This window comes from Pseudomonas sp. Pseusp9, assembly GCF_059491265.1.
The window spans coordinates 4,112,339-4,137,254 of record NZ_CP168500.1; the positions used below are offsets into that span (position 1 = coordinate 4,112,339).

General features: G+C 61.4%; 16 protein-coding genes. 6 read left to right on the forward strand and 10 right to left on the reverse strand.

What is annotated here, in order from left to right; all coding sequences use genetic code 11:
* The first annotated feature begins 2 nt into the window (after nucleotides 1-2).
* Entirely contained in the window at nucleotides 3-959 is a 957-nt protein-coding gene (locus ACEN8E_RS18445; protein ID WP_495593352.1) for an alpha/beta fold hydrolase, read from the forward strand.
* A 131-nt stretch (nucleotides 960-1,090) separates the two neighbouring features.
* Nucleotides 1,091-2,497: a 2-oxoadipate dioxygenase/decarboxylase HglS gene (gene hglS, locus ACEN8E_RS18450; RefSeq protein WP_495589342.1), complete on the forward strand. Its 1,407-nt coding sequence runs from the start codon at nucleotides 1,091-1,093 to the stop codon at nucleotides 2,495-2,497.
* Nucleotides 2,498-2,864: 367 nt separating this feature from the next.
* On the opposite strand, the gene ACEN8E_RS18455 is transcribed toward hglS, so the two are convergent.
* From ACEN8E_RS18455 to ACEN8E_RS18470, 4 genes are all read right to left on the reverse strand, one after another.
* Entirely contained in the window at nucleotides 2,865-3,443 is a 579-nt protein-coding gene (locus tag ACEN8E_RS18455) for a hypothetical protein (protein WP_495589343.1), read from the reverse strand.
* Between the two features lie 135 nt (nucleotides 3,444-3,578).
* Entirely contained in the window at nucleotides 3,579-4,652 is a 1,074-nt protein-coding gene (locus tag ACEN8E_RS18460) for a lipocalin-like domain-containing protein (protein ID WP_495589344.1), read from the reverse strand.
* On the reverse strand, nucleotides 4,642-7,113 hold the full coding sequence (locus ACEN8E_RS18465) for an ABC transporter permease (protein WP_495589345.1): 2,472 nt from the start codon (nucleotides 7,111-7,113) through the stop codon (nucleotides 4,642-4,644). Before ACEN8E_RS18465 ends, ACEN8E_RS18460 begins: the two co-directional genes overlap by 11 nt.
* A gap of 1 nt (nucleotide 7,114) precedes the next feature.
* Entirely contained in the window at nucleotides 7,115-7,783 is a 669-nt protein-coding gene (locus ACEN8E_RS18470) for an ABC transporter ATP-binding protein (RefSeq protein WP_495589346.1), read from the reverse strand.
* Nucleotides 7,784-7,919: 136 nt separating this feature from the next.
* Here ACEN8E_RS18470 and ACEN8E_RS18475 point away from each other — a divergent pair, with 136 nt between their 5' ends.
* A complete protein-coding gene (locus ACEN8E_RS18475; protein ID WP_495589347.1) occupies nucleotides 7,920-9,893 on the forward strand; it encodes an alkyl/aryl-sulfatase in 1,974 nt (657 codons plus the stop codon).
* Between the two features lie 639 nt (nucleotides 9,894-10,532).
* On the opposite strand, the gene ACEN8E_RS18480 is transcribed toward ACEN8E_RS18475, so the two are convergent.
* Entirely contained in the window at nucleotides 10,533-11,339 is an 807-nt protein-coding gene (locus tag ACEN8E_RS18480) for a class I SAM-dependent methyltransferase (RefSeq protein WP_495589348.1), read from the reverse strand.
* A 171-nt stretch (nucleotides 11,340-11,510) separates the two neighbouring features.
* Between ACEN8E_RS18480 and ACEN8E_RS18485 the strand changes: the two genes are divergently transcribed.
* On the forward strand, nucleotides 11,511-11,891 hold the full coding sequence (locus tag ACEN8E_RS18485) for a hypothetical protein (RefSeq protein WP_495589349.1): 381 nt from the start codon (nucleotides 11,511-11,513) through the stop codon (nucleotides 11,889-11,891).
* Between the two features lie 59 nt (nucleotides 11,892-11,950).
* Here ACEN8E_RS18485 and ACEN8E_RS18490 read toward each other — a convergent pair whose 3' ends face one another.
* From ACEN8E_RS18490 to ACEN8E_RS18510, 5 genes are all read right to left on the reverse strand, one after another.
* Nucleotides 11,951-13,384 (reverse strand): sigma-54-dependent transcriptional regulator, encoded by a 1,434-nt coding sequence (locus ACEN8E_RS18490; protein WP_495589350.1) that lies wholly within the window; start codon nucleotides 13,382-13,384, stop codon nucleotides 11,951-11,953.
* The gene (locus ACEN8E_RS18495; protein WP_495589351.1) at nucleotides 13,353-14,846 is read right to left on the reverse strand and encodes a sensor histidine kinase; all 1,494 of its coding nucleotides are present in this window, start codon (nucleotides 14,844-14,846) and stop codon (nucleotides 13,353-13,355) included. The genes ACEN8E_RS18490 and ACEN8E_RS18495 overlap by 32 nt, the downstream gene beginning before the upstream one ends.
* Before the next feature lie 102 nt (nucleotides 14,847-14,948).
* Nucleotides 14,949-16,046 (reverse strand): SCO family protein, encoded by a 1,098-nt coding sequence (locus ACEN8E_RS18500; protein WP_495589352.1) that lies wholly within the window; start codon nucleotides 16,044-16,046, stop codon nucleotides 14,949-14,951.
* A gap of 17 nt (nucleotides 16,047-16,063) precedes the next feature.
* Nucleotides 16,064-18,871, reverse strand: a complete 2,808-nt coding sequence (locus ACEN8E_RS18505; protein ID WP_495589353.1) for a multicopper oxidase domain-containing protein — start codon at nucleotides 18,869-18,871, stop codon at nucleotides 16,064-16,066.
* A gap of 185 nt (nucleotides 18,872-19,056) precedes the next feature.
* The gene (locus ACEN8E_RS18510; RefSeq protein ID WP_495589354.1) at nucleotides 19,057-20,502 is read right to left on the reverse strand and encodes a sensor histidine kinase; all 1,446 of its coding nucleotides are present in this window, start codon (nucleotides 20,500-20,502) and stop codon (nucleotides 19,057-19,059) included.
* 282 nt (nucleotides 20,503-20,784) lie between these two features.
* On the opposite strand from ACEN8E_RS18510, the gene ACEN8E_RS18515 reads away from it, so the two are divergent.
* Both ACEN8E_RS18515 and ACEN8E_RS18520 read left to right on the forward strand, forming a co-directional pair.
* Nucleotides 20,785-22,131, forward strand: a complete 1,347-nt coding sequence (locus tag ACEN8E_RS18515; protein ID WP_495589355.1) for a hypothetical protein — start codon at nucleotides 20,785-20,787, stop codon at nucleotides 22,129-22,131.
* Nucleotides 22,132-22,166: 35 nt separating this feature from the next.
* Entirely contained in the window at nucleotides 22,167-24,416 is a 2,250-nt protein-coding gene (locus ACEN8E_RS18520) for an Ig-like domain-containing protein (RefSeq protein WP_495589356.1), read from the forward strand.
* The last annotated feature ends 500 nt before the right edge of the window (nucleotides 24,417-24,916 follow it).

Here is a 24,916-nt window from a genome sequence, read left to right on the forward strand (position 1 = left end):
TGATGCTTTTGTTATTCGTCGTTCTGGCAGTTTTCGTCGCCTGGAGCTGGCTGACCTACCCGGCCATCGGCTACTGGCTCTACGACCTGAACATGGCGGCCGAGGCCAAGCTGTACCGGCTGCACAAAATCGTCGTGCCCATCCCCGAGATGACCGTCTCGACCTGGCAAGGCGGGCCGTACGAAGCCACCAGCAATGTGCTGATGCTCCATGGCTTCAGCGCCGACAAGAACCTCTGGCTGCGTTTCGCCCGGCACTTTGTCGGCAGCCATCGGGTGATCATCCCGGACATCGCCGGCCATGGCGAAACCGGCTTCAAGGCGGGCGGCGGCTATGACATCCCCCTTCAGGCCAAGCGCATGATCCAGCTGCTGGACGTGTGCGGAGTCGAGAAAGTGCATGTCATCGGCAACTCCATGGGCGGCTACATGGCCGCGTGGCTCGCGGCCAACTACCCGGAGCGCATCGTGTCCGTGGCCCTGATAGACCCGGCTGGCGTCACCTCGCCCGAGCCCAGTGACCTTGAGCGGCATTTGGCCAAGGGCCACAACCCGTTTCTGATTCATTCGCGGGAGGAATTCCGGCGTTTCTACGCCATGACCATGGCTTCGCCACCCTGGGTACCCAGGCTCGTGCTCGATGCCGTCGCCCAGCGCTATGAACAGTCCCGCGAGGAGCTGGAAGAAATCTTCCGCGAGTTCCGTGCCAGCCCGCCGATGGAGCCGCACCTGTCCAATATCAGCGCCCCGGCACTGTTGCTCTGGGGACGCAAGGACCGGCTGATCGATGTCAGTAGCGTAGCGGTCTGGAGCAAGGGCATCGTCGATTTGCGCGTGCATATCTGGGACGCTGTCGGGCACATGCCCATGGTGGAAGCGCCCACTGGCTCGGCGCGCCTGTATCGCGAGTTTTTGGCATCGCTACGCTCGGAGAGTCCACAGGATCAACGACTGCATTAGGGAAAGTAATTGAGAACGCCCTCTTGCAGTCCTTTGCAGAATGAAGTTCGTCAGAAACTTCGTTTGTCCGCGTTGCTGAAGGCTGCGATCTTTCGTCCATCCTTTACGTCACCGCGCCAGGAATCCTGTTCATGAATCACCCGAACTTCGTCAGCCCTGACCTGATCCGCCAACGCTTCTCCAAAGCGATGTCCGACATGTACCGCGAGGAAGTGCCGTTGTACGGCGCGTTGATGGAACTGGTGGAACAGACCAACCGCCACGTGCTGGAAAGCGATCCGCAACTCCTGCAGCAGCTCACGAGCACCGGTGAAATCGAGCGTCTGGACCTGGAGCGTCATGGCGCCATCCGCGTCGGTACGGCCGATGAACTGGCAACCCTCGCCCGCCTGTTCGCGGTAATGGGCATGCAACCGGTGGGTTACTACGACCTGACACCGGCCGGTGTGCCGGTGCATTCCACGGCGTTTCGCGCGGTGCACGAAGCCTCGTTGCAGGTCAGCCCGTTCCGGGTGTTCACCTCGCTGTTGCGCCTGGAATTGATCGAAGACCTGCAGCTGCGGGCGTTTGCCCAATCGATGCTCGACCAGCGCTCGATCTTCACCCCCACGGCCCTCACGCTCATCGAGCTTGCCGAATCCCGGGGCGGCCTGACCGAGCCGCAAGCCCTGGAGTTCGTCGAACAGGCCCTGGAAACCTTTCGCTGGCACCACAGCGCCACCGTCACCGCCGAGCAGTATCAACAACTCAGTGCCCAGCATCGTCTGATCGCCGATGTGGTGGCGTTCAAGGGACCGCACATCAACCACCTGACACCACGGACCCTGGACATCGACATCGTCCAGGCGCAAATGCCGGCCCATGGCATCACCCCCAAAGCGGTGATCGAAGGCCCACCCCGCCGACAGTGCCCGATCCTGCTGCGCCAGACCAGTTTCAAGGCCCTCGACGAGCCGATTGCCTTCACCGATCAAAACGAGGCTCGCGGCAGCCACAGCGCCCGCTTCGGCGAGATCGAACAGCGCGGTGCCGCCCTCACGCCCAAGGGCCGCGCACTGTACGACCGCTTGCTCAATGCCGCACGGGACGAACTCAAGGACTTCCCCAACGAAGCCAACGCCGCGCGCTACAACGCCCTGATGGTGCAGCATTTCAACGAGTTCCCCGACACCTGGGAAGGCATGCGCCAACAGGACCTGGCTTACTTCCGCTACTTCGTGACGGAAAAAGGCCTGGCGGCGGGCGACCTGAAAAACGCCGCCCTGGATGACCTGCTCGGCAGCGGTTACCTGCGAGTTGAACCGCTGGTGTACGAAGACTTCCTGCCGGTCAGCGCGGCGGGGATTTTTCAGTCAAACCTGGGGGACGCAGCGCAAACCCGTTACGGCGTGCACTCCAATCAGCAAGCGTTCGAAAAAGCCCTGGGGCGGCCGACGATCGATGAACTGGGGCTGTATGCCCAGAGCCAGCAGCGTTCGATCGAACAGTGTTTCGCCGCGTTGGCCGGTGTTGTTCAAGTCAATAAAAAACAGGACTGAACGACTTTTCACAACTGCGTAAAAACAGGACTCGGCAAAAAAAAACGGGCGACCCGCAGGTCGCCCGTTTTTTTATATCCAAAACTTTCAATACAGCAAACAAAGGGTTCGCCCAGTGCACTGGCCTCGGCAATCCATGCACTGGTAAAGAGCCCTGCACTGGGCGAACGGAAGGTATTTTAGTAGAAGTGGCTAAATATGTCCGTGCGCTGAAGATGAAATTTATCGACACTATATTTAATAAAATGTCGATTTAAATCCAATCCAGTACCAAACTACGAACTCACCAGTTCGACCATTAGAGTTGATTATTCCTATACAAAATCTGCACAAAAATAATCAACCCGTTTAGAGCCAATATTCAATATCAGTGCTTGCTGGTCACCGTCAATATATCGGTGTAAACCACGTTCACGCTTTGCCCGACTTTCAATTCCTTGAGTTTGGCCTGGACTTCAGGCCGTTTGACATCAACCGTCTTGGACTTGCCTTCCGGGTTTTCGAAAGTCACCTGGTTTTTCTTCAGGTCAATGTGGGTGATTTTAAGTTGCACTTTCACCTGACGGTAAGCTTCACCAGCCGGTTTGGCGCTACCGGGTGCTGCGCGCACTTCGCCACTGACTTCGGCGGTGCCTGGCAGGCCTTTGTCGACATCGGTGTCGAGGTAGGCCGCAACAGCGCTGGTGACCCTGATATCGACGGTATCGCCGACCTTGAGGTTACCGAGGTTTTTCGCCTTGTCGGTCAATTGCACCGGGAACTCGTTACCCTGCGGGCCTTTGAGGACCACGGAATGGTTCGCTGTATCAACCGAAACGACTTTGGTGGAGACCTGGTCAGCCACCACCACTTCGGACAACGGAATATCGGCGGCAACTGCGGCAAAACTGGCGGCCGACAGCAAAGTAGCGAGGGTGATGGCTTTGGTCAGTGCGTGGCGTTTCATAGGCATAACTTTCCCTGTGATAGATGGCAACAGACGGCGTTGAAGCCGGGCTCAACGCCATGTGTGCGATGAGCATAGTCGCTGTTCGGCGAGTGGTCGCCGCGGGCCGTTGAATTTCCTGGCACAGAACGCCCCCTAATAACCGGTCATTTCCAGATATCCGTTCCCTGCATGGCTGCCACTGAGGCGTACCGGGCCTTCCCAGTAAGGAATGCGCAAGTCCATCCAGGCCTGGGGATTGAGCGCGGTGATGACAATATCGAGGTGCCTGGCGGGTATTCTGATCGACCAGCGAACGGGCATCTCGCGCCCGGTCACGCGGGCGGTGTCTTGCGGTATGAGACTGATGTCGCTGGCGTGCAGCGGTTGTGTCTCACCCCTGGCATCGATCCAGGTGCCGGTGAGGTAAGGCTCACCGTCCTTTTGCCGCATGCGATACAGCATCACCTGCTCGCCGCTGTCCAGGTGCAGGGAGAACCAGTCCCAACCGCTCTGGTTGGCCGTCAGGGGCTGGCTGCTCCATTCACGGTCAAGCCAGGCCGGGCCACTGACCTGGAAGGTCTGACCGTCGATGTCCAGGGTCCCGCTGGCCAGGAAAAACGGCTGGCTGTAGTAATAGGAGGCCTGGCCCTGTTCGGATTTCTGGCTGAAGCCCTGGTCTCCTTGCAGCACCAGCGGACCTGTCGAGGTCAACCGCAACCGGTAGCCGAAGCGCTTGTCGCGAGCGCTGAGCAGCAGGTCGGCCAACGGATTGTCGGCAGTCGCCTGACTGCGCAATTGCCAGTCGTCGATCCATGCATTGAACGGCGCGACGCTGACACCGGCCTGACCAACGCCGCCACGGGCATAACGTTCAGCCGCGTGATGCGCCGTCGCCGACGTCACCGCCGCGTGACCGAGCCAGATCGTCTGATTCTGCCAACCCGACACCTCGGGGGCGGCCTTCAAGGCACTGCGGAACAACGTCCATTGAGCGCCGAACTCATGGCCCCGGTCGTCCTTGAGATTGGCCGTGACGTACCACCATTCGATGCGAAAGCCGTCGTGCGGGCCGTGATCCGCCGGGAAACTGAACTCCCGACCGGGCACCACCGGGGTGAACGCAGCGGCCTGGTTGCCCAGCCCGGCAAAGCCTTTTTCTACCGGTGCCGGTTGATCGCAACCGCTCGCCAGCAGCGCCAGGAGCAAGACGCCGAGCTTAATCTTCATGGGCAAAGGTCCGTAGCAGATCCGCCGGTTGCGTGCGGTACAAACGGTACAACGGCCAGGCCGAGGCCAGTAACGTCGCCACCAGCGCCAGCCCCATCAACTGCAGCAGTTGCCCTGGAAACACCCGCAACGGCAGGCGCCAGCCAAAGGCCTGCACGTTGATCACCGTGTCCAGGCACCACGCCAGGGCGATGCCCAACGGCAATGCCAGCACCAGGGTCAGCAGCGCCAGCAACCAGGTTTGCCCGAGGTTGAGCAACATCAAATGCCGACGTGTCACGCCCAGCGCCCACAGCGGCGCCAGTTGCCCGAGACGACTCTGGCTTTGGGTCAGCAGACTGATGAACAGCGCCACCCCGGCCACGCACAACGTCAGGCTGTTGAGCGCGGCGGTGGCGGCGAAGGTGCGTTCGAAGACTTGCGTGGACCAGCCCTTGAGCCGCGCCTGATCGACGATGCGGCTGTCGTCCAGGGTAAACCGCGCCTGCAACGCCGTGACGAACGCCGGGATCGACGCCGGATCGATGCGCAGGTTGAAGCGATTCGGCGTCAATTGCGGCCAACCGCGCAACAGGTGGTGGATGTTCACCAGAATGTGGCCCTTGGGATTGCCATAGTCGGCGTAGATCCCGACGATCCGTGGCGACCACGGGCCGATGGGCGTCGGCAGCGTCAGGTGATCGCCCAGTTGCACTCGCAGGCGCCGGGCCAGTTGTTCGCTGAGCATCACCGCATCGTCCTTGGCCAGTCGCTCCCAAGGGTCATCGCCCAAGGCTTCGAGCAGCGGCCAGTGCTGGCGATAGGTCGGGTGGTCGATGATCCCGGACAGGTCCGTCGGCCAGCCCTGCAACTGGATCGACACCTGCCAGTTGGGCAGCACCGCCGCCGGTTGCGGTTGCTGGTTGAGCCAGTCGTGCAGTTCCCGGGCCTGGGCCGGGTTCTGTGGGTTGAGGTAAAGCTCGGCCGTCAACCGTTGTTCGAGCCAGTCGCTGAAGGTCTGGCGAAAGCCGGCGGTCATGCTGCCGGCCCCGATATTCGCCGCCATGGCCAACAGCAGCGCCATCAATGCCAGGCTCAGGGCCGGCAATTGCTGGCGGCAATCGGCGACAAACCATTGGCCAAGCACCGAGCGACTGCGCTGCGCGCCGAGATTGAGCAGCGAACTGAGCACCACCGGCAATGCCAGTGCAGCGCCGATCAACAGCGCCGCCATCAATACGAAACCACTGACCAGGCTGTCGCCAAAGACCAACGCCAGCAGCGCGATCACCCCGGCCAATGCCGCCACCGCGCCCTGGCGTCGCAACCAGCGGGCATGGGCCTGATGCCAGGCCTGCGGGTCGGCCAGCGCCAGCAAGGGTAAACGTGCTGCCCGCAGCAGGCTGTTGACCCCGGCCAGCATCGCGCCGATCAGACTCAGGCCGATACCGCTGAACCACCATGACAGGCTGAGGCTCAACTGCCCCGCCACTTCGGCGCCGTACAAGCCGCGCAGGCTGGCGGCGACATCCGGTAACAGCATGCCGGCCAGCAGGTAGCCGCTGACCACTCCAGCCACGCCACCGATCAGGGCCAGTGCGCCCAGTTCGACGGCAAGACAAGCGATCAGCATCCGCGCACTCACACCGCAGGCACGCAAGGTCCGGAGCAAGCCTCGCCGCTGCTCCAACGCCAATCCAATGGCGGCATGCACGATGAACAGACCGACCACGAACGACAGCACCCCCAGGGCATCGAGGTTCAGGTGGAAGCTTTCGGTCAAGCGCGTGAGGTTGTTTTCTTCACCGGCGCTGTTGAGTTGCAACTGTCCCTTTAACGCGTCCGGCAGCGGCGCAGTGAAATCCTTCGGTAACAGCAGTCGCGACAGTTGCTCCGGCAACCCCAGAATCTGCTGGGCAAAACCGATGTCCATCAGCAGCACACCGGGCGCCATATCGGCCTGCACATGCATCGGCGGTAGTGCCGCGCCATCCAGGCTCAAGGGCCGGTCGCCTTCGCGCAAACCCAGTGCCTGCAAGGTCTGCGACGATATCCAGGTACTGCCCGGCGGGCTGAAAAAGCCGACGACCTGTTCAATCGCCAAGGCCTGCCCGGCCACCGCCGCGCCCGCCGGCAGCGACACCGGCTCGATGCCCATCAATTGCAAGCGCTGCTCTTCATGCCCCTTGAGCGTGACCCGCCCTTGCAGCACCGGCGACACGGGCCAACCCGCCTGGCGCAGATCGATAAACCATTGCTGCGCGAAGGTGCCGCCACCGGGCGCACTGAGGCTGGCCTGAGGTTCGCCGCCGATCAACTGACTGGCGCGGGCATAGCTGTCGCGGGCCTGGCTGTTGAGTGCCTGGACGCCGGTCAACAGACTGGTGGCCAGCCACAACCCGGTCAGCACACTGAAAAACTGCACCGGGTGCTGCCGCCAGTGGCTGAGCAGTGCGCGCAGGGTTTCGCCAAAAATGCGCATGTCAGCGCTCGCCCGCACTGGCCAGGCGACCACCGCACAGCAAGGCTTTTTCCCCCAGCCGCGCTGCCACGCCGGGACTGTGGGTGACCATCAACAGACTGGTGGGGCTGTCGTCGAGCAACTCCAGAAACAACTGCAACACCTCGGCACCGGTGGTTTCATCGAGACTGCCGGTGGGCTCGTCGGCCAGCAGCAACGGCGGGCGCGACGCCAGCGCCCGGCCCAGTGCGACCCGTTGCTGCTGCCCACCGGACAGTTGCTCCGGGTAGCGCCGCAACAACTCGCCCAAGCCCAGGCGCCGCACCAGATGCGCTTGCCAGCGTGGGTCATGGCGCCCCGCCAGACGCGCCTGAATCGCCAGGTTGTCTTCGACCCGCAGGCTGCCGATCAGGTTGAATTGCTGGAACACCAGGCCGATTTCCGTGCGGCGCCAGCTCGCCAGTTGCCCTTCGTTCATCTGTTCCAGACGATGCTCGCCACTGCGGATGCTGCCGCGATCGACCTTGTCCAGCCCGGCGATCAGGTGCAGCAAGGTGCTTTTGCCACTGCCTGACTCGCCCATCAGCGCCAGGCTGCTGCCGGGCCTGAGCGTCAGGTCGACACCTTGCAGCACCGGCAGCGGCCCTTGCGGTGTGGCGTAGCTTTTGAAAACGCCGTGGACTTCAAGCATGGGACAACCTGTTGGATATGCTTGGCCCAAGGATAGCGGCCCTGAATGGTTTTTGTCCGGTGACGCTCATCGCCCCGCACGCCCATCGCCCTACCCTCGAAGCTGGTCTGATCATAACGATAAAAACGGAGACGCCATGCCTCGTTTCACCCTGAGCCCTCGTGGGCTGCTCGCTTGCCTGATCACTGCCTGTCTTGCGCATTCGGCGGTCGCCGCCGCTGAACCGGTCGCGGCCAGCCCGCAAACCAAGGCCAGTAACACCGCCGTGCTGCAACAACTGCCCTTCACCGACCGCACCGACTACGAGTCGGTCACCAAGGGCTTGATCGCGCCCTTCAAGGGCCAGATCAAGGACGCCTCGGGCAAGGTCATCTGGGATATCCAGGCCTATGACTTCCTCGCCAAAGACCAGGCCCCGGAGTCGGTCAACCCGAGCCTCTGGCGCCTGGCCCAGCTCAGCGCCCATGCCGGACTGTTCGAAGTCAGCCCACGGCTGTATCAAGTGCGCGGCCTCGACCTGGCCAACATGACCATCATCGAAGGCGACGACGGACTGATCATCATCGACCCGCTGACCATGGCCGAAACGGCCAGGGCGGCACTGGACCTGTACTACCGGAACCGTCCGCACAAACCGGTGGTGGCGGTGATCTACAGCCACACCCACGTCGACCACTTCGGTGGTGTGCGCGGGGTCATCGACGAGGCCGACGTCAAGGCCGGCAAGGTCAAGGTGTTCGCCCCCACCGGGTTCATGGAACACGTGATGAGCGAGAACGTCTACGCCGGCAACGCCATGAGCCGTCGCGCACAGTTCCAGTTCGGCAGCCTGCTGCCCCGAGGTGAAAATGGCCAGGTCGATGCCGGCCTGGGCAAGAGCACGCCGAGCGGCGGCACCGTCACCTTGATCGCGCCCACAGACCTGATCGACAAGGAGCTGGAAACCCGCACCATTGCCGGCCTCGAAGTGGAATTCCAGCTGACTCCGGGCACCGAGGCGCCGGCGGAAATGAACCTGTACCTGCCGCAATTGCGTGCCTTGTGCATGGCGGAAAATGCCACGCAGATGATGCACAACATCCTCACCCCGCGCGGTGCGCAAGTGCGCGATGCCAAGGCCTGGGCGCAGTACCTGGACAGTAGCCTGGCGCGTTACGGCGACAAGAGCGACGTGTTGTTCGCCCAGCACAACTGGCCGACCTGGGGCGGCGAACGCATCCGCACCTTCCTCGCCGACCAGCGCGACATGTACGCCTTCCTCAATGACCGTACCTTGCACCTGCTCAACCAGGGCCTGACGCCGCTGGAAATCGCCGACTCGATCAAGAAACTGCCCGGCAACCTGGACCAGAAGTGGTACACCCGTGGCTACTACGGCTCGCTGAGTTTCAACACCCGCGCGGTGTATCAGCGCTACATGGGTTTCTATGACGGTAACCCGGCCAACCTCAATCCACTGCCACCGGTAGAAACAGCCAGGCGCTCGGTCGAAGCCATGGGCGGCGACGCGGCTGTGCTGGGGAAAATGCAGGCGGCAATGGCCAAGGGTGAATACCGCTGGGCCGCGCAACTGGGCAATCAGTTGCTGTTCGCCAACCCGGACAACGGCGCAGCCCGCAAAGCCCAGGCCGAAGCGTTGGAGCAAATGGGCTATCAAAGTGAAAACGCCACCTGGCGCAACATGTACCTGACCGGTGCCATGGAATTGCGCAACGGCGTGCCACCCCATGCGGGCACTTCGGTTTCGGTGGACATGGTGCGGGCGATGAGCCCGCAGATGTTCTTCGACTTCCTCGCGGTTCGCCTGGACAGTGAAAAAGCCGTAGGCCATGACCTGACCCTGAACTGGACCTTCGAGGATCAGAACAAGGACTTCAACCTGACCCTGCGCAATGGCGTGCTGACCCACCGTACCGGCCTCAACCCCCTGGCGGATGCCGGCGTGAGCATGAGCAAGGCAACCCTGGAACAGATCAGCCTCAAGCAACTGGATATCCCGACGGCGATCCAGAAAGGCCTGATCAAAGTGCAAGGCAATGGCAAGAAGCTTGGAGAGTTGATGAGCAGCCTCGATACCTTTGCGCCGCAGTTCAATATCGTTACGCCCTGAAACCAGACTCGCTGCCACAGGATAAATGCAATACCTGTGGGAGATTCTATGGTTGAGGGGAAGCCCTCAACCGACTTTCGGCTGGTATTCGCTTTGCCCCTTGAGGGCCCGGAACGAAGCTTCTCGAGGGGGCAAGCAGATCAAAAGCCAAAGCGAGGCGGCCTACCGGCCGGCCTGATCGCAATTGCACGCGTTCCCCTCTGTAGGAGCGAGCTTGCTCGCGAAAAACGCCAGGACACCGCGGGCATTCAGACAGCCCGCGTCATCGTTGACGTCCATCGCGAGCAAGCTCGCTCCTACAGGGCCGAGCGTTAGCTCGCCTGCCGCTCTTGATCTTGATCCACCCGCCCCCTCGGCAGGCTGAGTGGAGGTGTTTATCCGGGGACTGGCGCGCAGCGCCGTTCGACGCAGTCGAACTCATTGCATGTAGGTCAAGCGAAGCGGACCGGAGGGCAATGCCCCCGGATGAATGCCGGAGCGAAGGAACCCCGAGCCCTGGCGAGGGGCCGGACGTTCGGGGCGAGCGTTTTTTTGCTTACTTTTTTTAGGCGCTTGTAAAAAAAGTGAGTCGCCGTAAGGGCGAAACCCTAAGCCGCCGTTACCCAAAATCCGGATATGTACACAGTCAACAGCCGCTACTCAGCTCTTCACCACCACCCACGTAAAACACAACGGCAACTGCGCTGCCTGCTGCTGATAGCGGTCATAGAGTTCTTCGCGGTTGGAGTGCGGGTACTCCTTGAAGTGGCGGATCTGCAGCCCTGCCGCAAGGGCGGCGCTGAAGAGGTCGCTCAAGGTATGGACAAACCAGTAGGACGCCGCCGATGGCTGTTCGATCCTGCCTTCGTAGACGATCGGTTCGTGTTGCACGAACGGTTCGCGACGGAAGTATGAACTGGCCAGGTGATGAGGATCGGCTGCCTCGGGGTCGAACATTTCCAGGAACGGGTGGGTTTCGTACACCACCAGCGCCCCACCCGGCTTCAGCGTGCGCGCCACATGGCGGAAGAACTCGCCGATGTCCGGCATCCAGTTCAAGACCCCGATGGTGATCAGCGCCAGGTCAAAGCGCTCCTGCAGTTGCGCAGGCAGGTGGTGAATGTCCGCTTCGATGAATTGCGGCGCATGGGGCGAGCGGGATGCCAGCTCCCGTGCCTGCTCGAGAAATGCTTCAGACTGGTCGACACCCACCACGCTGCGCGCGCCCAGGGCGAACAGTGACAGACTTTCGCGGCCGTTGTTGCAGCCCAGTTGCACCACCTCCTTGCCGTCGACACCTGTCTGGGTCAGCAAAGCGGTCAGGGTCTCATCCAGGCAGGAAAAATCCGCGTGCTGCACATCGCTCAGCAAGGCTTGCCATTCACAGGAATCCTTGTGGTGACGGGCGGAGTCATTCCAGGCCTCGCGGTTACTGGCGATGGCTTGTTCTTTTGTCGGCAGTTCCATTGCTCGCTCCAGGGTTCGGGTCGTCGATTTGACCGGCCGAAGTCTAGATCAAGCCCATCCCGGCAGGTGTTGCGAACTTGTAATCCGCGCAGCAACGACAGCCGCCCACCGCGGCAGCTATAGTTAATGACCTTGGGGATATGGGGTTAAACCGATTCTGCAGGTGTTGTCATGAAAAAAGCCGACCTGACGCTTTTGCTCGCCGTCTGCCTGAGCGCGCCCTTTGCCGCCCACGCCTACGACTTGCCAGCCACCACTGACTACAGCAGTGAATTCAACTATTACGGCGCCGACCAACCCTTCGCGCACCCCGTGCCACCATCCATGAGCAGCGTGCCGCCGGGTTCGTACATTCCAACCGCGCCCGGGGAATTCATACCGATTTCCGGCGAGCACGTGTTCTACGATTCGCGCCTGCCGACCGTGGCCGATGCCACGGTCCGGGTGTTTATCCGCTCCTACGATGCGGAGCGTGGCGTCTACGTGAACCAGGAAGTCGAGAATCCCGATTGCATGTTGTCCTGCCTGAGGCAGGGCCCGGTGTTGCAGTGAGCAACAGGGGGCGTTCTCAATTGGTTTCCCCCACCGCGTTGTCGCGGTAGGCGCCCCCCCTACCACTGGCGTTTGTCCGGGCGGGCGAGGCCGAGCTTTTCGATCCGGTAGCGCAACATGTCGCGGCTGAGCCCCAGCAGGCGTGCCGATTTGGTGACGTTCCAGTCGGTCTTGTCGAGCATCTTGCGCACCATGTCGCGTTCCACTTCCGGCAGGTTCATGGATTCGCTGCCGTTGTAGGACGGACGCTGTTCGCTGAAATGTTGCGGCTCGTGATGAAACATCGGAGGCTCATCCACCAGGCTCAGACAAACGTTCAACTGATGGGCGGCAATGGTGTCGCTTTGCGCCAGCAGCACGGTTTGCTCCAGCATGTTGCGCAATTCGCGCACGTTACCCGGCCAGCTGTAGCCCAGCAGCAACTCTTCGGCCTGGTCGCTGAAATGCAGGTGCGGCTTGCCGTAGCGCTTGCCATGCATTGCCAGGAAGTGCCGGGCCAACAGCAGGATATCGGCGCCACGGGCATACAGGCGCGGCACCTTGATCGAAATGATGCGCAGGCGGAAAAACAGGTCGCGGCGGAATTTGCCTTGCTGGACCATCTGTTCGAGATTGCAGTTGGTGGCACTGATCACCCGCAGGTCGACCTTGCGCTCCTTCACCGAACCGACCCGGCGAATGGTCCGGTCCTCCAGCAGTTTCAGCAGCTTGGCTTGCAACAGCAGGTCCATTTCACCGATTTCATCGAGGAACAGCGTGCCGCCATCGGCCGCTTCCACCAGCCCCATGCGACGATCCTTGGCGTCGGTGAAGGCGCCCTTCTCGTGACCGAACAGTTCCGATTCCACCAGATTGGACGGGATCGAAGCACAGTTGAATTCAATGAACGGGCCTTTGCTGCGCGGGCCATCGAAGTGCAAGGCCCGGGCCACCAGTTCCTTGCCGGTGCCGGTCTCGCCTTCCACCAGCACCGGCGGCAGATCGCTGTTGGCCATCCGCCGTTCAGCGTCAAGCAACTGGCTGATGGTGCCCTTGAGGTACACCATCGGTGCCGATTCGCCAATCAGCGCCTGTACTCCCGACTTCTGAGCCTCGCGCTCCTGGTAGAACGACAGTGTGCGCTCCATGCGGTCGGTAGCCAGGGCCTTGTCCAGCAGCAGCTTGAGCTCCGGCAGGGCCACCGGCTTGGTGACGTAGTGAAACGCGCCCTCTTTCATCGCCACCACGGCGTCTTCGACGTTGCCGTAGCCGGTCATCATGATCACTTTCAGATCCGGCGCGCTGATGCGCAGCTTCTGGATCAGCTGGTGACCACTCATGCCTGGCAACGAGTTGTCGGTCAGCACCACGTCAGGAGCGAAAGAACCCAATTGCTCCAGTGCGTCTTCCGCCGAGTGGCAGACGGTCACCTCGAAGTCCTTGCGCTCCAGGTAAGTCTGAATATTCTCGGCGAGGATTTCGTCATCCTCGACCAGCAGAATGCTGTGCTCCATATACCCCTCCCGTTGCCACTTTGAAATTGAGACAAACGCGGGTTCCTTCCTGCTCCCGGCTGGTCAGTTCGACTGAGCCGTCAAACCGCTCCATTATTCTTTTGACCAGAGCCAGGCCAACACCCAATCCGCCTTGTTTGGTGGTGAAAAACGGCTTGAAGACCATTTGCTGTTGTTGTTTGGACATCCCCTTGCCGGTGTCGGTCAGGATCATGCTCACGTCGCCGGGCACCGAGGCGTCGATCTCGATCGTCAGCACGCCCCCTTTGGGCATGGCTTCCAGAGCATTGGCAAACAGGCTATTGAGTATTTGCGTAAGCAGCACCTGTTGGCTGACGACCGGTGGCACGCTGGCAGGAGAAAAACGCACGTCGACGTTCGATCGTTTGATCAAGGACTCGAAGGCACTCAAGGTATCTTCGAGGGACAGTACCAGGTCGACCGTTTCAAAGTCGTCATTCATCGGCCGCAACGACACCAGCAATTCACGCACCCAGCGCGACATGCGGTCGACCTGACTGATGATGTCGCCAATGTTTTTCTGCGCGGTCTGGCTGGCGATGTTCTGGGCCAGTTCGGCGCTGGAACGGATGTTCGCCAGCGGATTGCGCAGGCTGTGGGCCACCGCCGAGGACATTTCCCCCAGGGCGACAAAGGTTTCATTGGCGATCAGTTGTTTTTGCTGGCTCTGCAGCAGTATCGCCGCGCGCCGGACGATCCAGAACAGCCCCAGGTAAATGGCCGCCCCGCCGATCAGGGTGGCCAGCCAGATCGCCTTGAAGCCACGCTGGATGCGTTCCACCAGGTCCACCGGTTCCTTGTAGATCTCCACCATGGCAATCACTTTGCTTCTGTCGGCATTGAACATCGGAATGTAGTTCTCGACGAACAGGTATTCCGGTTCACGCAGCAGACGCTGTTCGGGACGCTCCTCATCGATCTGGTGGTAGCTGGTGGACACCGGCGATTTCATTTCGAAGGATTCGTCCAGCTCTTTGTCGTCTTCGATGCGCACGCCGATCAATTCGGAGTTGGTCGACCAGACCACGGTGCGGTCAAGGGCGTACACCGTCGCCAGCAGGATGTCCGGCAGATGCTCCACATGGTCGAGAAACTCGACGCGCGCGGCAGCCCGGGATTCGGGCTTGATGTCGGAATCGGCATGGTCCAGGCGCGGGTCGAGCATTTCGCCCATGGTCTTGCCCGGCAAAATCCCGGCATGACGGATTTCGGCCTCGCCAATGGCTTGAATGAACTGCGCGGTCAGCATTGAATCGCGCTCGATACTTTCATCGACCACAAAGCGCGTGGAGATGTAACCCAGCCCCAACGCCACCGCGGCAATGATGAAAAAGCTTGCCAGGGAGAACCAGCGCAGCAGGTTGAACTGCGGCCGCCAACCCTTGCGCGGTGCTGCCGGGGCCTGCGGCGCAGCTACTTTTTGTTGTTCCAGTATCTGCATGGCTGTGTCCTGGATGCTTGAAGTCGAGCCTGTTCTGCCGCTTTCTGCATCAGTGTAGGTGGCATTGATAGCAACTGACTGGCCAATGTTGTTTTTTTGACACTATTGCGCCTGGGTCATCTCGGGTTGCGCGACCGAATGATGATGCTCAGGCTCCTCGTTACCACTGGCCGCTGGCGGATGCTGACGGTCAGTCTCTTCATGCAGGAAATCGATGATGGACCGGGCGGATTGCTCATCCAGCCGCAGGTTGGGCATCGGGATCCTGTTGTAGCTATCGAACAGCTCCATCGCAATCGGGTCCTTTTCCGCGAGCATGCGATCCGGCTCGCGGATCCAGCGGCTGAGCCAGGCCGGATTGCGCTTGTGGGTCACGCCGATCAGGTCCGGGCCGATGCTGCGCAAGCCGAGACCTTGTCCGTCCAGCGGACCGAGGCTGTGGCAAGACGCGCAGCGGGTGCGGAACAGCTCTTCGCCATTGCTCGGCGGGCGGATTTCCGGAGCATTGGCGTAGCTTTCTTCGACGCTGGGCTGCTTCCAGTTCTGCAGGGTATTGGCCAGTTGGTCGGCCAGGATCCACGGGTTTTCAAACGGCGAGGCTTTCATCCAGCGGCCCGTTTCCTGGTTGCCGACGATCAGGCTCAGGTTGTGGTCCTTGCTGCGCCCGTTATCGATGCCTTCAATGAACAGCCCCAGTTTCTTGCGCAGCTCGGTGACGTCGGCGAACTCCCCGGTGAGGAATTTCCAGCCCGGCCCGACCTGGAAACGTTGCGCATATGCCTTGAGCACTTCGGGGGTATCGCTCAAGGGGTCGATGCTGATGGAGTAGAAGAAAATGTCCTTGCCGACGCGATCTCCCAGCAATTTCTGCACTTGGCGCAGACGCGCGGTTTCCAGGGGGCAGGAGTCGCTGCAGGAGGTGAAGATGAAGTTGATCACCACCACCTTGCCTTTGATCATGTCATCGAAAAAACGCAGCTGCTGACCGTCCTGGTCGGTCAGCAGCGTGTTGGGGAAATAGTCGCCACCCCAAGGGGTGGCGGATTCAGCGACAGCGGGTACCGGAGTGGATGCCGGAGCAGGTGCGGGTGTCGACGCTGGCTGGCTGGCCACCAGCAGCTGGCTGGCCAGCAATCCGGTCACCAGCATCAGCACCAGGTGCATGCCCAAGGCCCGCGAGCGTGGTGTATGCAGCTTCATGTCGGCACCCTCCCTGTTCAAGGTTTGACTACCACTTTAGGGCCGGAGCCGTCGCCAGTGAGGAAGGTTGGCAGCGCGGCAGAGCTCACGTAGCGCACCCCGTCCCAGCTTGGCAGCGGAGTCGGCATCAACTGGAATTGCCCTGGATGCTCAATGTCCCAACGCAGCAGCATGGAGTTGTCCTCGTGCTGGGTGTTGTGGCAGTGCTCCATGTAGGTCCCGGCGAATTCACGGAAGTTGATCGCCATCTCTACGTTATCCAGGCCGTCTTTTTCCGAACCGATGCGGTACACGTCCTTGCGCGCCCATTTTTCCCACTCTGGCGGGGCCTTGCCGCCACGACTGAGGATGATCCCTTCCTCGAAGTGCACATGCACCGGATGGCTCCAGCCACTGCCGCCGAGCCTGATGTTCCAGACCTCCAGGGTGCCGAAACCGGTGGTCCCTGCATCCGTCGGACCGCTGGCCAAGTGAGTGGCAGCATTCAGGCGACGGGGATCCATGTGGTAGCCGAAGCCACCATCGGTCTTGACCGTCCAGGGCGCCTCATCAGTGCCGTCGGAGCGGCCGAAGGTGAAGGTGCGATGGCGGGCCTGGGCCAGCAGGGCCTTGTCCGCAGGGTTGTCGCGATGGATCTTCAGCGGGATCATCACCAGACCTTCAGCCTTGCCCGGCTTGGCCGGTTCGTACAGCGCCGGGTCCATGGCCAGGTCCTGCCCGGTGTAGGCCTTGACGTTGAGTTGCAGGATCTTGCCCACCGCCGGGTCACCCCTGTCCCACTGAGGTCCCTTGCTGCCTTGCTTGATCACCGCCAGGTATTTTTCCGACAGCACGTCCGCCAGTGCCACCGGTTCTTTCGGGCCTTTGCCGTCCTCATGCACCAGCAGGTTGACGAAGAAGATCTTGTCCCCTGGCTTGATGCCGTTTTTCGCAAAGTTGACGATGATGTCGAACCGTTCGGCGATGCCCTGGGTAGGCAGGATCGCGTTGTGGTTCTGTTTATCGCCATCGCCGTCCAGGTCCATGGTGCCGTCGAAGGGCACGCTGTGTTCCATGATGTTGCCGTCGTTGGCGATCATGTGGAACGGCACCCGGGCATAGGACACACCGGAACCGCTGGGGCCCTGGAATTCGCCGCTGTTGCCTTTGATTTCACGCACGAGGGCCAGTTTGTAGTAGCGCGATACCGAACCGTTGAGGATGCGGAACCGGTAGCTGCGTGCGCGCACGTCCAGGGTCGGTTTCCACTGCCAGTTGACCAGTACCTGGTCACCGAGGAAGCCGTCGGTGTTGAACGGGTTGAACCACAACTGGCCGGTCTGGTCCCAGGCCTTGTCGGCCACCACCAGGTTGACGTCGTAGTCGCGGTTACCCCAAGGCAAGGCGCTGCCGCTGGGGAACCGCAGGTTGACGCCATCGTTCACCGATTCGTTGCCACGGTCCAGGGCGCTGTAGTAGTTCATCATCGCCGCGTTGCCCTTGTAGACGTTCTGCGCGGTGAAATCGAGCATGTGGTCGTGGAACCAGTGGGTGCTCATGGTTTCGCGCCAGTCGCCACGGATCTTGATGGTGCCGTGGTCGCAGGTTTTCAGGCCCGGGCTGCCGTCGTTGGTCCACAGGGTTTCACCTGGCGCGCAAGGGAACGCCGCACGCGGGTCCTGGGCCGTGGTGTTGATGCTGTCATAGCCGGCCAACTGGATCGGCCAGCGATAGTCGTAATACTGCCCCGGAAAGAAGAACGCGTTGGCATAGCCGTCGCTTTCCGCCGGTGCGTGACCGTTGTGTTCGTGGGTGGTGATGGTGTGCAGGCCGAACCCCATGTTCGCTCCCGGGTCGATCGGCAAGCCGTTGTAATGACGCATCATTACCGGTTGGCCGTAGCGCACCATCAACAGTTTTGGCGGCAAGGTGCCGTCGAAGGTCCACACCGAGTTGTGGTTCTGTACCGGCATGTTCGGGTGGAAGCGCGCCTCGATGCCCTTGGAGGTGCCGTCCGTTGCCGATACGCCTGCAACGTTGTGATACAGGCCACCAGGGCCAAACTCGCCCACGGCATAGCCGTGCATCTGATGGCTGTCGCGAATACCGCCGTTGGTCCGCGCACCGGTCTGCACGGTTTTGTAGGCTTTTTGCGGGTAGAACTCGTTCCAGCGCTGATGGGACCAGCCCTTTCCTGGTGGACGACCTTCAGCGGAAGAACCGATATGGCGGTTGAGGAAGGCTTCGATCTGTGCCTGCCACGGGTTGCGGTCAACCACGTTGGAATACTGGCTCGGAAACGGCGTCAGCCCCGGTTGGCGCAAGAAGGTATCGAGCGCAGCAGTGGGGGGTGCGCTGCGTGCCGCACTGGTGGGGTCCTGTTGCGGCAACGGGCCAATGGCTGGCGGTGGAAACGGCAGCGGTGCCGAGGGTGTGGTGGGGTCGAGCTTTTCCGGTCCGAACTCCTCGAACAACATCATTTGCTGAGTAAATGGCTGCGCGCCGAACAGTGGGCTGGGCTTGCCATTGGTGGGGTAGTTGAAACTGGTTTCCTGTGCAGGCGGAAGTCTGTTTTCCACCCGGGTGGTAGCCTTTGAGCCCTTGACCCCGCCAGGCAGATCGAAGGCATCCTGGTTGGCCTCAGGCATGCTCAAAATGGCATTCAGCGCCGCCGGTTCATCCGCGGGTTCGTCGTAATACGCCGAAGGATCGGTAGGCTCTGGCTGTCGCTCGTCATCGATCGGGCTGGCGCGCAGTGTCGCTGTGCCCAGCGCCATCGTCAGCAAGACGCCCAATGGCGTTAACATTCCCAAGCGTTTGAAGTTGTGCCGCGCTTTCTTTTCCATCACCAGCCGCCTCGAAGTAATGAAGGGGGTAATGGTGGTTTTGCAAGGACCTCGCCAATCTTGTAACTATTTAATACATAAGCATTAACACCATAAAAAACAATGACTTAAAAGCTTAAATATGCTAAGGCTGTGAAAGTGACCGGGGATTGACACCCGCTAACGGGGATAGTTCATCCCCATTTTCAGGGGGCCAATTTAAACGACAGACGGACAGTGGTGCCCGCTCCTTCACGACTATCGAGCGTCACCACACCGCCAAAACGCTCCATGATCCGCTTGACCAGCACCAGCCCGACGCCCAGCCCGCCCTGCTTGGTGGTGAAGAACGGCCGGAAGGCCATGGTGCGCTGCTCTTCGTTCATGCCTCTGCCGGTATCGCTCACCCTCACACTGACGTTCTGGGCATCGCGCGGCTCGATCTGAATGGTCAGCGTCCCGCCGTTGTCCATGGCTTCCACCGCGTTGGACAGCAGGCTGTTGAGGATCTGGGTCAGTTGCACCTGCTGGCTCAGGACCATGGGCGTCTGGTCCGGCTCGAACACCACCTTGACCCTGGCCTTGCTGATCTGATGTTCGTAAGCCATCAGGCTGTCATGCAGTGCCGCTACCAGATTCACTGGTTCAGCCTCGTCATTGAGCGGTCGCAGGGACTGGAGCAAATCCCGGACCCATGTCGACATGCGATCGACCTGACAAATGATGTCGTTGATGTTCCTGTGTGCCGGACCGCTGTCGAACTCTATCGCCAGTTCGGCGCTTGAACGGATGGTCGCCAACGGATTGCGCAGGCTGTGGGCGACCGCCGAGGACATCTCCCCCAGTGCCACAAAGGTTTCGTTGGTGATCAATTGCTTCTGCTGCATCGCCAGCAGGATCGCCGCCCGCCGCACGATCCAGTACAGGCCCAGGTAAATCAGACCGCCGCCCAGGGCGGTCGCCAACCAGATCAGCACCAGGCCGCGCTCCATGCGGCTGATCAGGTCCTGCGGTTCCTTGTAAACCTCGACCATCGCCGTGACGTTACGACCATCGGCATCGAACAGGGGAATGTAGTTTTCGATGAAGAGGTATTTGGGTGGCACCACGAACTTCTGTTCCATGCGGGACTTGTCCACATCGTGGTAGCTGGTCGACACGGGAAGCTTCGAGCTGAACGCCCGCTCGAGGTCTTCATCGCCACGGATCGTGGTGCCCATCAAGGCCGGGTTGGTCGACCAGATCACCATGCGGTCAGGGGCATAGATGTTGACCAGGATCACGTCCGGCAAATTTTCGATATGGTCGAGGAAATCGCCACGGGTACTGGCGCGGGCCAGCGGGTCGACGTCTGGAAAGTCCTTGTCTTTTCGTGGGTCGAGCAATTCGCCCATGGTCCGGATGTTGGGAATCGGTGCATGGTGCACCTCGGCCCACGCAATCGCCTGAATGAATTGCGAGGTCAATAGCGCATCGCGCTGCACGCTTTCGGTAATCACGAACCGCGTGGATACCGCCCCCAGCGCCACCGCCACCGTCCCGATCACCGCCATGCTGACCAGCGAAAACCAGCGCAGCAGGTCAAACGGCTGCTTTCGCGTGTTCAAGCGGACTTCGCTTTCGGTCGCAAGCACTTTGGCGATAGTGGTCATGGACACGGTTCCCGGTTTACCCCCCTCTAGGTTTATAGCCCACTCATGGCGGATTGCCCGAACCTGGGGACTGCGATTCCCCATTCACCCCGCCGCCCAATCCCCCCCAATGTTGGGGAAAACCGCCCGATCTCGAGCTTTCCGGCCTGTCACCCGCGACTGCGCCAACGCCTGTAATTCGGACCTCTCACGGGCGTTTTCGCTGATTGGTATGGAAGTTGCCAACCTCCCAGCCAACTGACCCATCCCCAAGGGGCAGGTACTTCGATAGAGGGAATACTCATGCACCCTTTACTGCGCAAAACCACGACCGCCCTGGTCGTGACCGCTCTAGCCCAAGGCATCGCCCAGGCAGCGCTGTTTGCCGTAGACCCCGGGCCCTACCTGCCAGCCAACGGCAACTTCGCCGCCTGGTATCAGGACAGCCACGGCCGAACCCTTGACCTGTGCTTATCAAAGGCTGTCAGTTCCAGGGTTGCCAGTGCGCCGGGCGCCCCGACTTACATGTGCTCGTTGATCCCTAATCCCGGAATTTTCGATGACACAAAACCACTGGTCTTCCCGACCAATTTCCCCGACGAAGCGTTCTGGGCCACGGGCGAAACGACCATCGTCGATGCCGCCCGGGGCATCGACCTGACCTATGTGTCGGCGCTCGAAGCAGCTTTCAGTGGCGGTGATCCACTGGAGGGCGACCAGATCAGCTTCGCCCGTATCCGTATTCGCATCGACGTGCCCACCGCTGGCACTTATGTCATCACCCACCCCTACGGCGTCGAAGTGTTCAACGTCGACACGCCCGGCCGGCGGGCGATCAACATGACCCGGGACATCGGCATCGGTGCGCCAAAAACCTACGATGGCGCGCTCAAGGGCGACGTCGGGCCGTTTCTGCGCAGCGTCAAGGGCCCCTATACCGAGACCAACCCGGCCACGGGCCAGGCCGAACAGTTCGTCGGCGACCCGAACCTCAACGAAGCCGTCACCGGCAGCCCGTTCAACACCAACTACGTGCGCATCGAAGGCCCCAATGGCCTGGACTTGCGCACCGACCTCTTCGCCGTTTCCGGCAAATTGTCGTCGGTGGTCCGGCCGACTCCGGTGATCGCCGAGCGCAGCACCTACTCGCGGCATGCCGGCGCCAGCGCGCCGGTGGCCCAGCAGGATGTGTTCGTGCTGGCCCCGCCGCCACCGGCCAGCGTGACCCTGGCCAGCAACAACCCGGTCCTGAACTTCACCGAAGCGAACACCACCGGCCACTGGTATGCGCAGTCGCCGAACAATCCGACGCTGCCGAGCACCTTGCAGGTGACCGCCGACAACCACCTGGCCATCGCCAGCAGCACGCCGACCACCTTGCCCATGCCGCTGACCGACCTGGTGACGATCTCGAGCGCCGAATACAGCCTGAGCACCGGGCAAATCACCATCACGGCCTCGACCAGCGATGAAACATCGCCACCGGTACTCACCGCGACCACCGGCACCGGGATCGCCATCGGCGCCCTGAGTGGCGACGGCGCCGTGAAAAGCCTGACCACCGGCATCACGCCGGTTCCGCCAGCCCAGGTTCGCGTGACGTCAGCCAATGGCGGCAGCGATACCGAAGAAGTGGTCATCGTGCAATGAACGCTCACATGCCCAGATCCTCATCAGGAGGCATCATGAACAAATGGCCACGCCTGGCGCTCAACGCCCTGGGACTGACTGTATCGCTGTCCGGCAGTGCTTTCGCGCAACTTGCCGCCGTCGATCCCGGCCCTTACACCTTTGCCACCGGGAAATTCCCGATCTGGTATCAGGACAAGAATCAGCTGTCGATGGAACTGTGCCAGTCCCGAGCCGTCAGCACACGGGTACCAGCCAGTGTGCCACCGGCCTATATGTGCACGCTGCTGCCGACACCTGGCATTTTCGACGACACCCTGCCGATGGTGTTCCCGGATAACTGGCCGGACGAAGCCTTCTGGTTCCTCGCCGAGACCAGCATCCCCAATAACACCGCCGGCTATGGCATGGACGCTTATGTCGCCGGGATCGAGGCTGCCTTTGCTGGCGGCAACCCGCTCGACGGCGACCAGATCAGCTTCGCGCGGATTCGCATGCGGGTGAACATTCCCGTTGCCGGGACCTATACCATTACCCACCCCTACGGCGTGGAAACGGTCAATGTCACCACCCCCGGCCGTCGTGCGATCAACATCACCAGGGACGTCGGCATCGGTGCACCGGGTAATTTCAGCGGCGCCGTCAACGGTGCCATCGGGCCGTTCCTGCGCAGCGTCAACGCCCCCTATACCGCGGTGAATCCGGACACCGGCGCCATCGAAACCTTCATTGGCGACCCGAACCTCACCGAAGCGGTGACCGGCAGCCCGAACAACACCAACTTCGTGCGCATCCAGGGTCCGGCCGGGACCATCCAGACCAACCTCTTCACCCTGTCCGGCAAGGTGCTCGACAACCGTGCACAAACCGCAGTGGACATGAGCCGCGCGACCTACCGCCGCACAGCAGGCACGGGCGGCAACAACACCCAGGTCGAAGTGTTTGCCAAAGCCGCCAACGGTTCGACCCTGTGCTTCCGCGAAAGCATCGCCCTGGTGCCCGGCCCGCCTGTTTCGCCTTGCCAGACCAACATGGTGAGCGATAACAATGGCGTGTTCTTCGCTCAGCATCTGTTGACCAACGCAACCGTGCCCCCGGTCGTTGTGGTCACCGCCACCAACCCGGCAGGGACCACACGCCCGACCGCAGTGTCGAGCAAGCTCTCGGACGTGGTGAAAATCCAGACCGCTCAATACAACTGGAGCAATCACAGCCTGCTGATCGAGGCCACCTCCACAGACGAAGTGGTGGTACCGGACATGGTCGCCCAAGGTTACGGACGGCTGTCGAAAACCGGCACTCTGCAACGCCTGACGGTGGCTGACCTGAGCCAGCCCCCTGCAACCGTTACGGTCAAATCCGCCGCCGGCGGCAGTGACACCGAACCGGTCGTAGTCGTCGGCACTGCACCGGACACCGGCGCGAACCAGGCACCGATCTCCGTCGCCGATACCGGCAGCACCAGCCTCGGTGTGCCGATCACCCTCAACCTGCTGGCCAACGACAGGGACCCGGACGGCAATACGCCGCTGAGCATTACCGCGCTGACCCAACCGGCCGGCGGTCAGGGCATCGTGGCATTGAGCGGCACTACAGCGGTGGTCTACACCCCTCCCGCTGTGGTCAACGCGCCGCTGACCACGACCTTCACTTACAAGGCCCAGGACGCCAAAGGCCTGGCCTCGACGACAGCGGCAACCGTGACCATCACCGTGGCGCCTAACCGGCCTCCGGTGGCAGTCGCCGATGCCGCCACCTCACTGGGCGTAGCGATTCCAATCAACGTGCTGGCCAACGACACCGATCCGGAAGGCAACCTGCCGCTAGCGGTCGCCAGCTTCACTCAACCACCGACCGGTCGCGGCATCGTCAGCGGTAACGGCACGGTGCTCACCTACACCCCACCGGCCAACTTCACTACGGCCTTCACCACGACCTTCACCTACATCGCCCGGGACAGCCTCGGCGCCCAGTCGACGTCGCCGGCCACGGTCACGGTGCAGGTCTCGCCACGGCCTGTTGCGGAAACCTTCGCAGTGACCACCGCAACGGTGAGCGCCCGTAGCAATAACCGCTTCACCTGGAACTTTGCCGGTACCTCATCGGTAACCACCGGCAACACCATCACCATCAAGGTCACCACTCCGACCGGACTGGTCACCCTGGGCACCACCGCCGTACCGGGGAATGGACGCTGGAAGTTGACGGTGAACAACACCACCGCGGTCGTTCCGTCGGCGAGCCCGACGGCCACGGTCAGCTCGTCCCAAGGCTCCGTGCGCACGGTGCAGGTGATCCCCAACTGAGCCCGCGCCCCATCAGCCACGTTGGCTGATGGGGCCGGTTTCAACCCTATGGAAAACCGCGACCTCGGGTGGGGGGGGGCAGCTTATGTTTTGAAGGTGTACATATCCGGTTCTTTGGTAATGGCGGCTTATGGTTCCGCCCTGACGGCGGGTTACTTGGAAGAGCGGATCGCCGCCCGGCCCCAAGTAACCAAGGGCTCTTGCCCCTGACGTTCGGCCTCTCGATGGGGCAAGAAGATCAAAAGCCAAAGCGAGGCGGCCTGACAGCCGACCTGACCACTATTGAACGCGTTCCCCCTGTAGGAGCGAGCCTGCTCGCGAAAAACGCCGAGACACCGCGGGGATTCAGGCAGCCCGCGTCATCATTGACGTCCATCGCGAGCAAGCTCGCTCCTACAATGGGTCTGCGTAGACCCACGCTTTTCACCATTCAACAGGCCGAGCGTTAGCTCGCCTGCAGCTCTTGATCTTGATCCACCGCCCCCTCGGCAGGCTGAGCG

Bases quoted from the DNA above. Each gene is read 5' to 3' on its own strand.
- ACEN8E_RS18445 (WP_495593352.1), top strand. From the start codon at position 3: ATGCTTTTGTTATTCGTCGTTCTGGCAGTTTTCGTCGCCTGGAGCTGG.
- hglS (WP_495589342.1), top strand. From the start codon at position 1,091: ATGAATCACCCGAACTTCGTCAGCCCTGACCTGATCCGCCAACGCTTC.
- ACEN8E_RS18455 (WP_495589343.1), bottom strand. From the start codon at position 3,443: ATGAAACGCCACGCACTGACCAAAGCCATCACCCTCGCTACTTTGCTG.
- ACEN8E_RS18460 (WP_495589344.1), bottom strand. From the start codon at position 4,652: ATGAAGATTAAGCTCGGCGTCTTGCTCCTGGCGCTGCTGGCGAGCGGT.
- ACEN8E_RS18465 (WP_495589345.1), bottom strand. From the start codon at position 7,113: ATGCGCATTTTTGGCGAAACCCTGCGCGCACTGCTCAGCCACTGGCGG.
- ACEN8E_RS18470 (WP_495589346.1), bottom strand. From the start codon at position 7,783: ATGCTTGAAGTCCACGGCGTTTTCAAAAGCTACGCCACACCGCAAGGG.
- ACEN8E_RS18475 (WP_495589347.1), top strand. From the start codon at position 7,920: ATGCCTCGTTTCACCCTGAGCCCTCGTGGGCTGCTCGCTTGCCTGATC.
- ACEN8E_RS18480 (WP_495589348.1), bottom strand. From the start codon at position 11,339: ATGGAACTGCCGACAAAAGAACAAGCCATCGCCAGTAACCGCGAGGCC.
- ACEN8E_RS18485 (WP_495589349.1), top strand. From the start codon at position 11,511: ATGAAAAAAGCCGACCTGACGCTTTTGCTCGCCGTCTGCCTGAGCGCG.
- ACEN8E_RS18490 (WP_495589350.1), bottom strand. From the start codon at position 13,384: ATGGAGCACAGCATTCTGCTGGTCGAGGATGACGAAATCCTCGCCGAG.
- ACEN8E_RS18495 (WP_495589351.1), bottom strand. From the start codon at position 14,846: ATGCAGATACTGGAACAACAAAAAGTAGCTGCGCCGCAGGCCCCGGCA.
- ACEN8E_RS18500 (WP_495589352.1), bottom strand. From the start codon at position 16,046: ATGAAGCTGCATACACCACGCTCGCGGGCCTTGGGCATGCACCTGGTG.
- ACEN8E_RS18505 (WP_495589353.1), bottom strand. From the start codon at position 18,871: ATGGAAAAGAAAGCGCGGCACAACTTCAAACGCTTGGGAATGTTAACG.
- ACEN8E_RS18510 (WP_495589354.1), bottom strand. From the start codon at position 20,502: ATGACCACTATCGCCAAAGTGCTTGCGACCGAAAGCGAAGTCCGCTTG.
- ACEN8E_RS18515 (WP_495589355.1), top strand. From the start codon at position 20,785: ATGCACCCTTTACTGCGCAAAACCACGACCGCCCTGGTCGTGACCGCT.
- ACEN8E_RS18520 (WP_495589356.1), top strand. From the start codon at position 22,167: ATGAACAAATGGCCACGCCTGGCGCTCAACGCCCTGGGACTGACTGTA.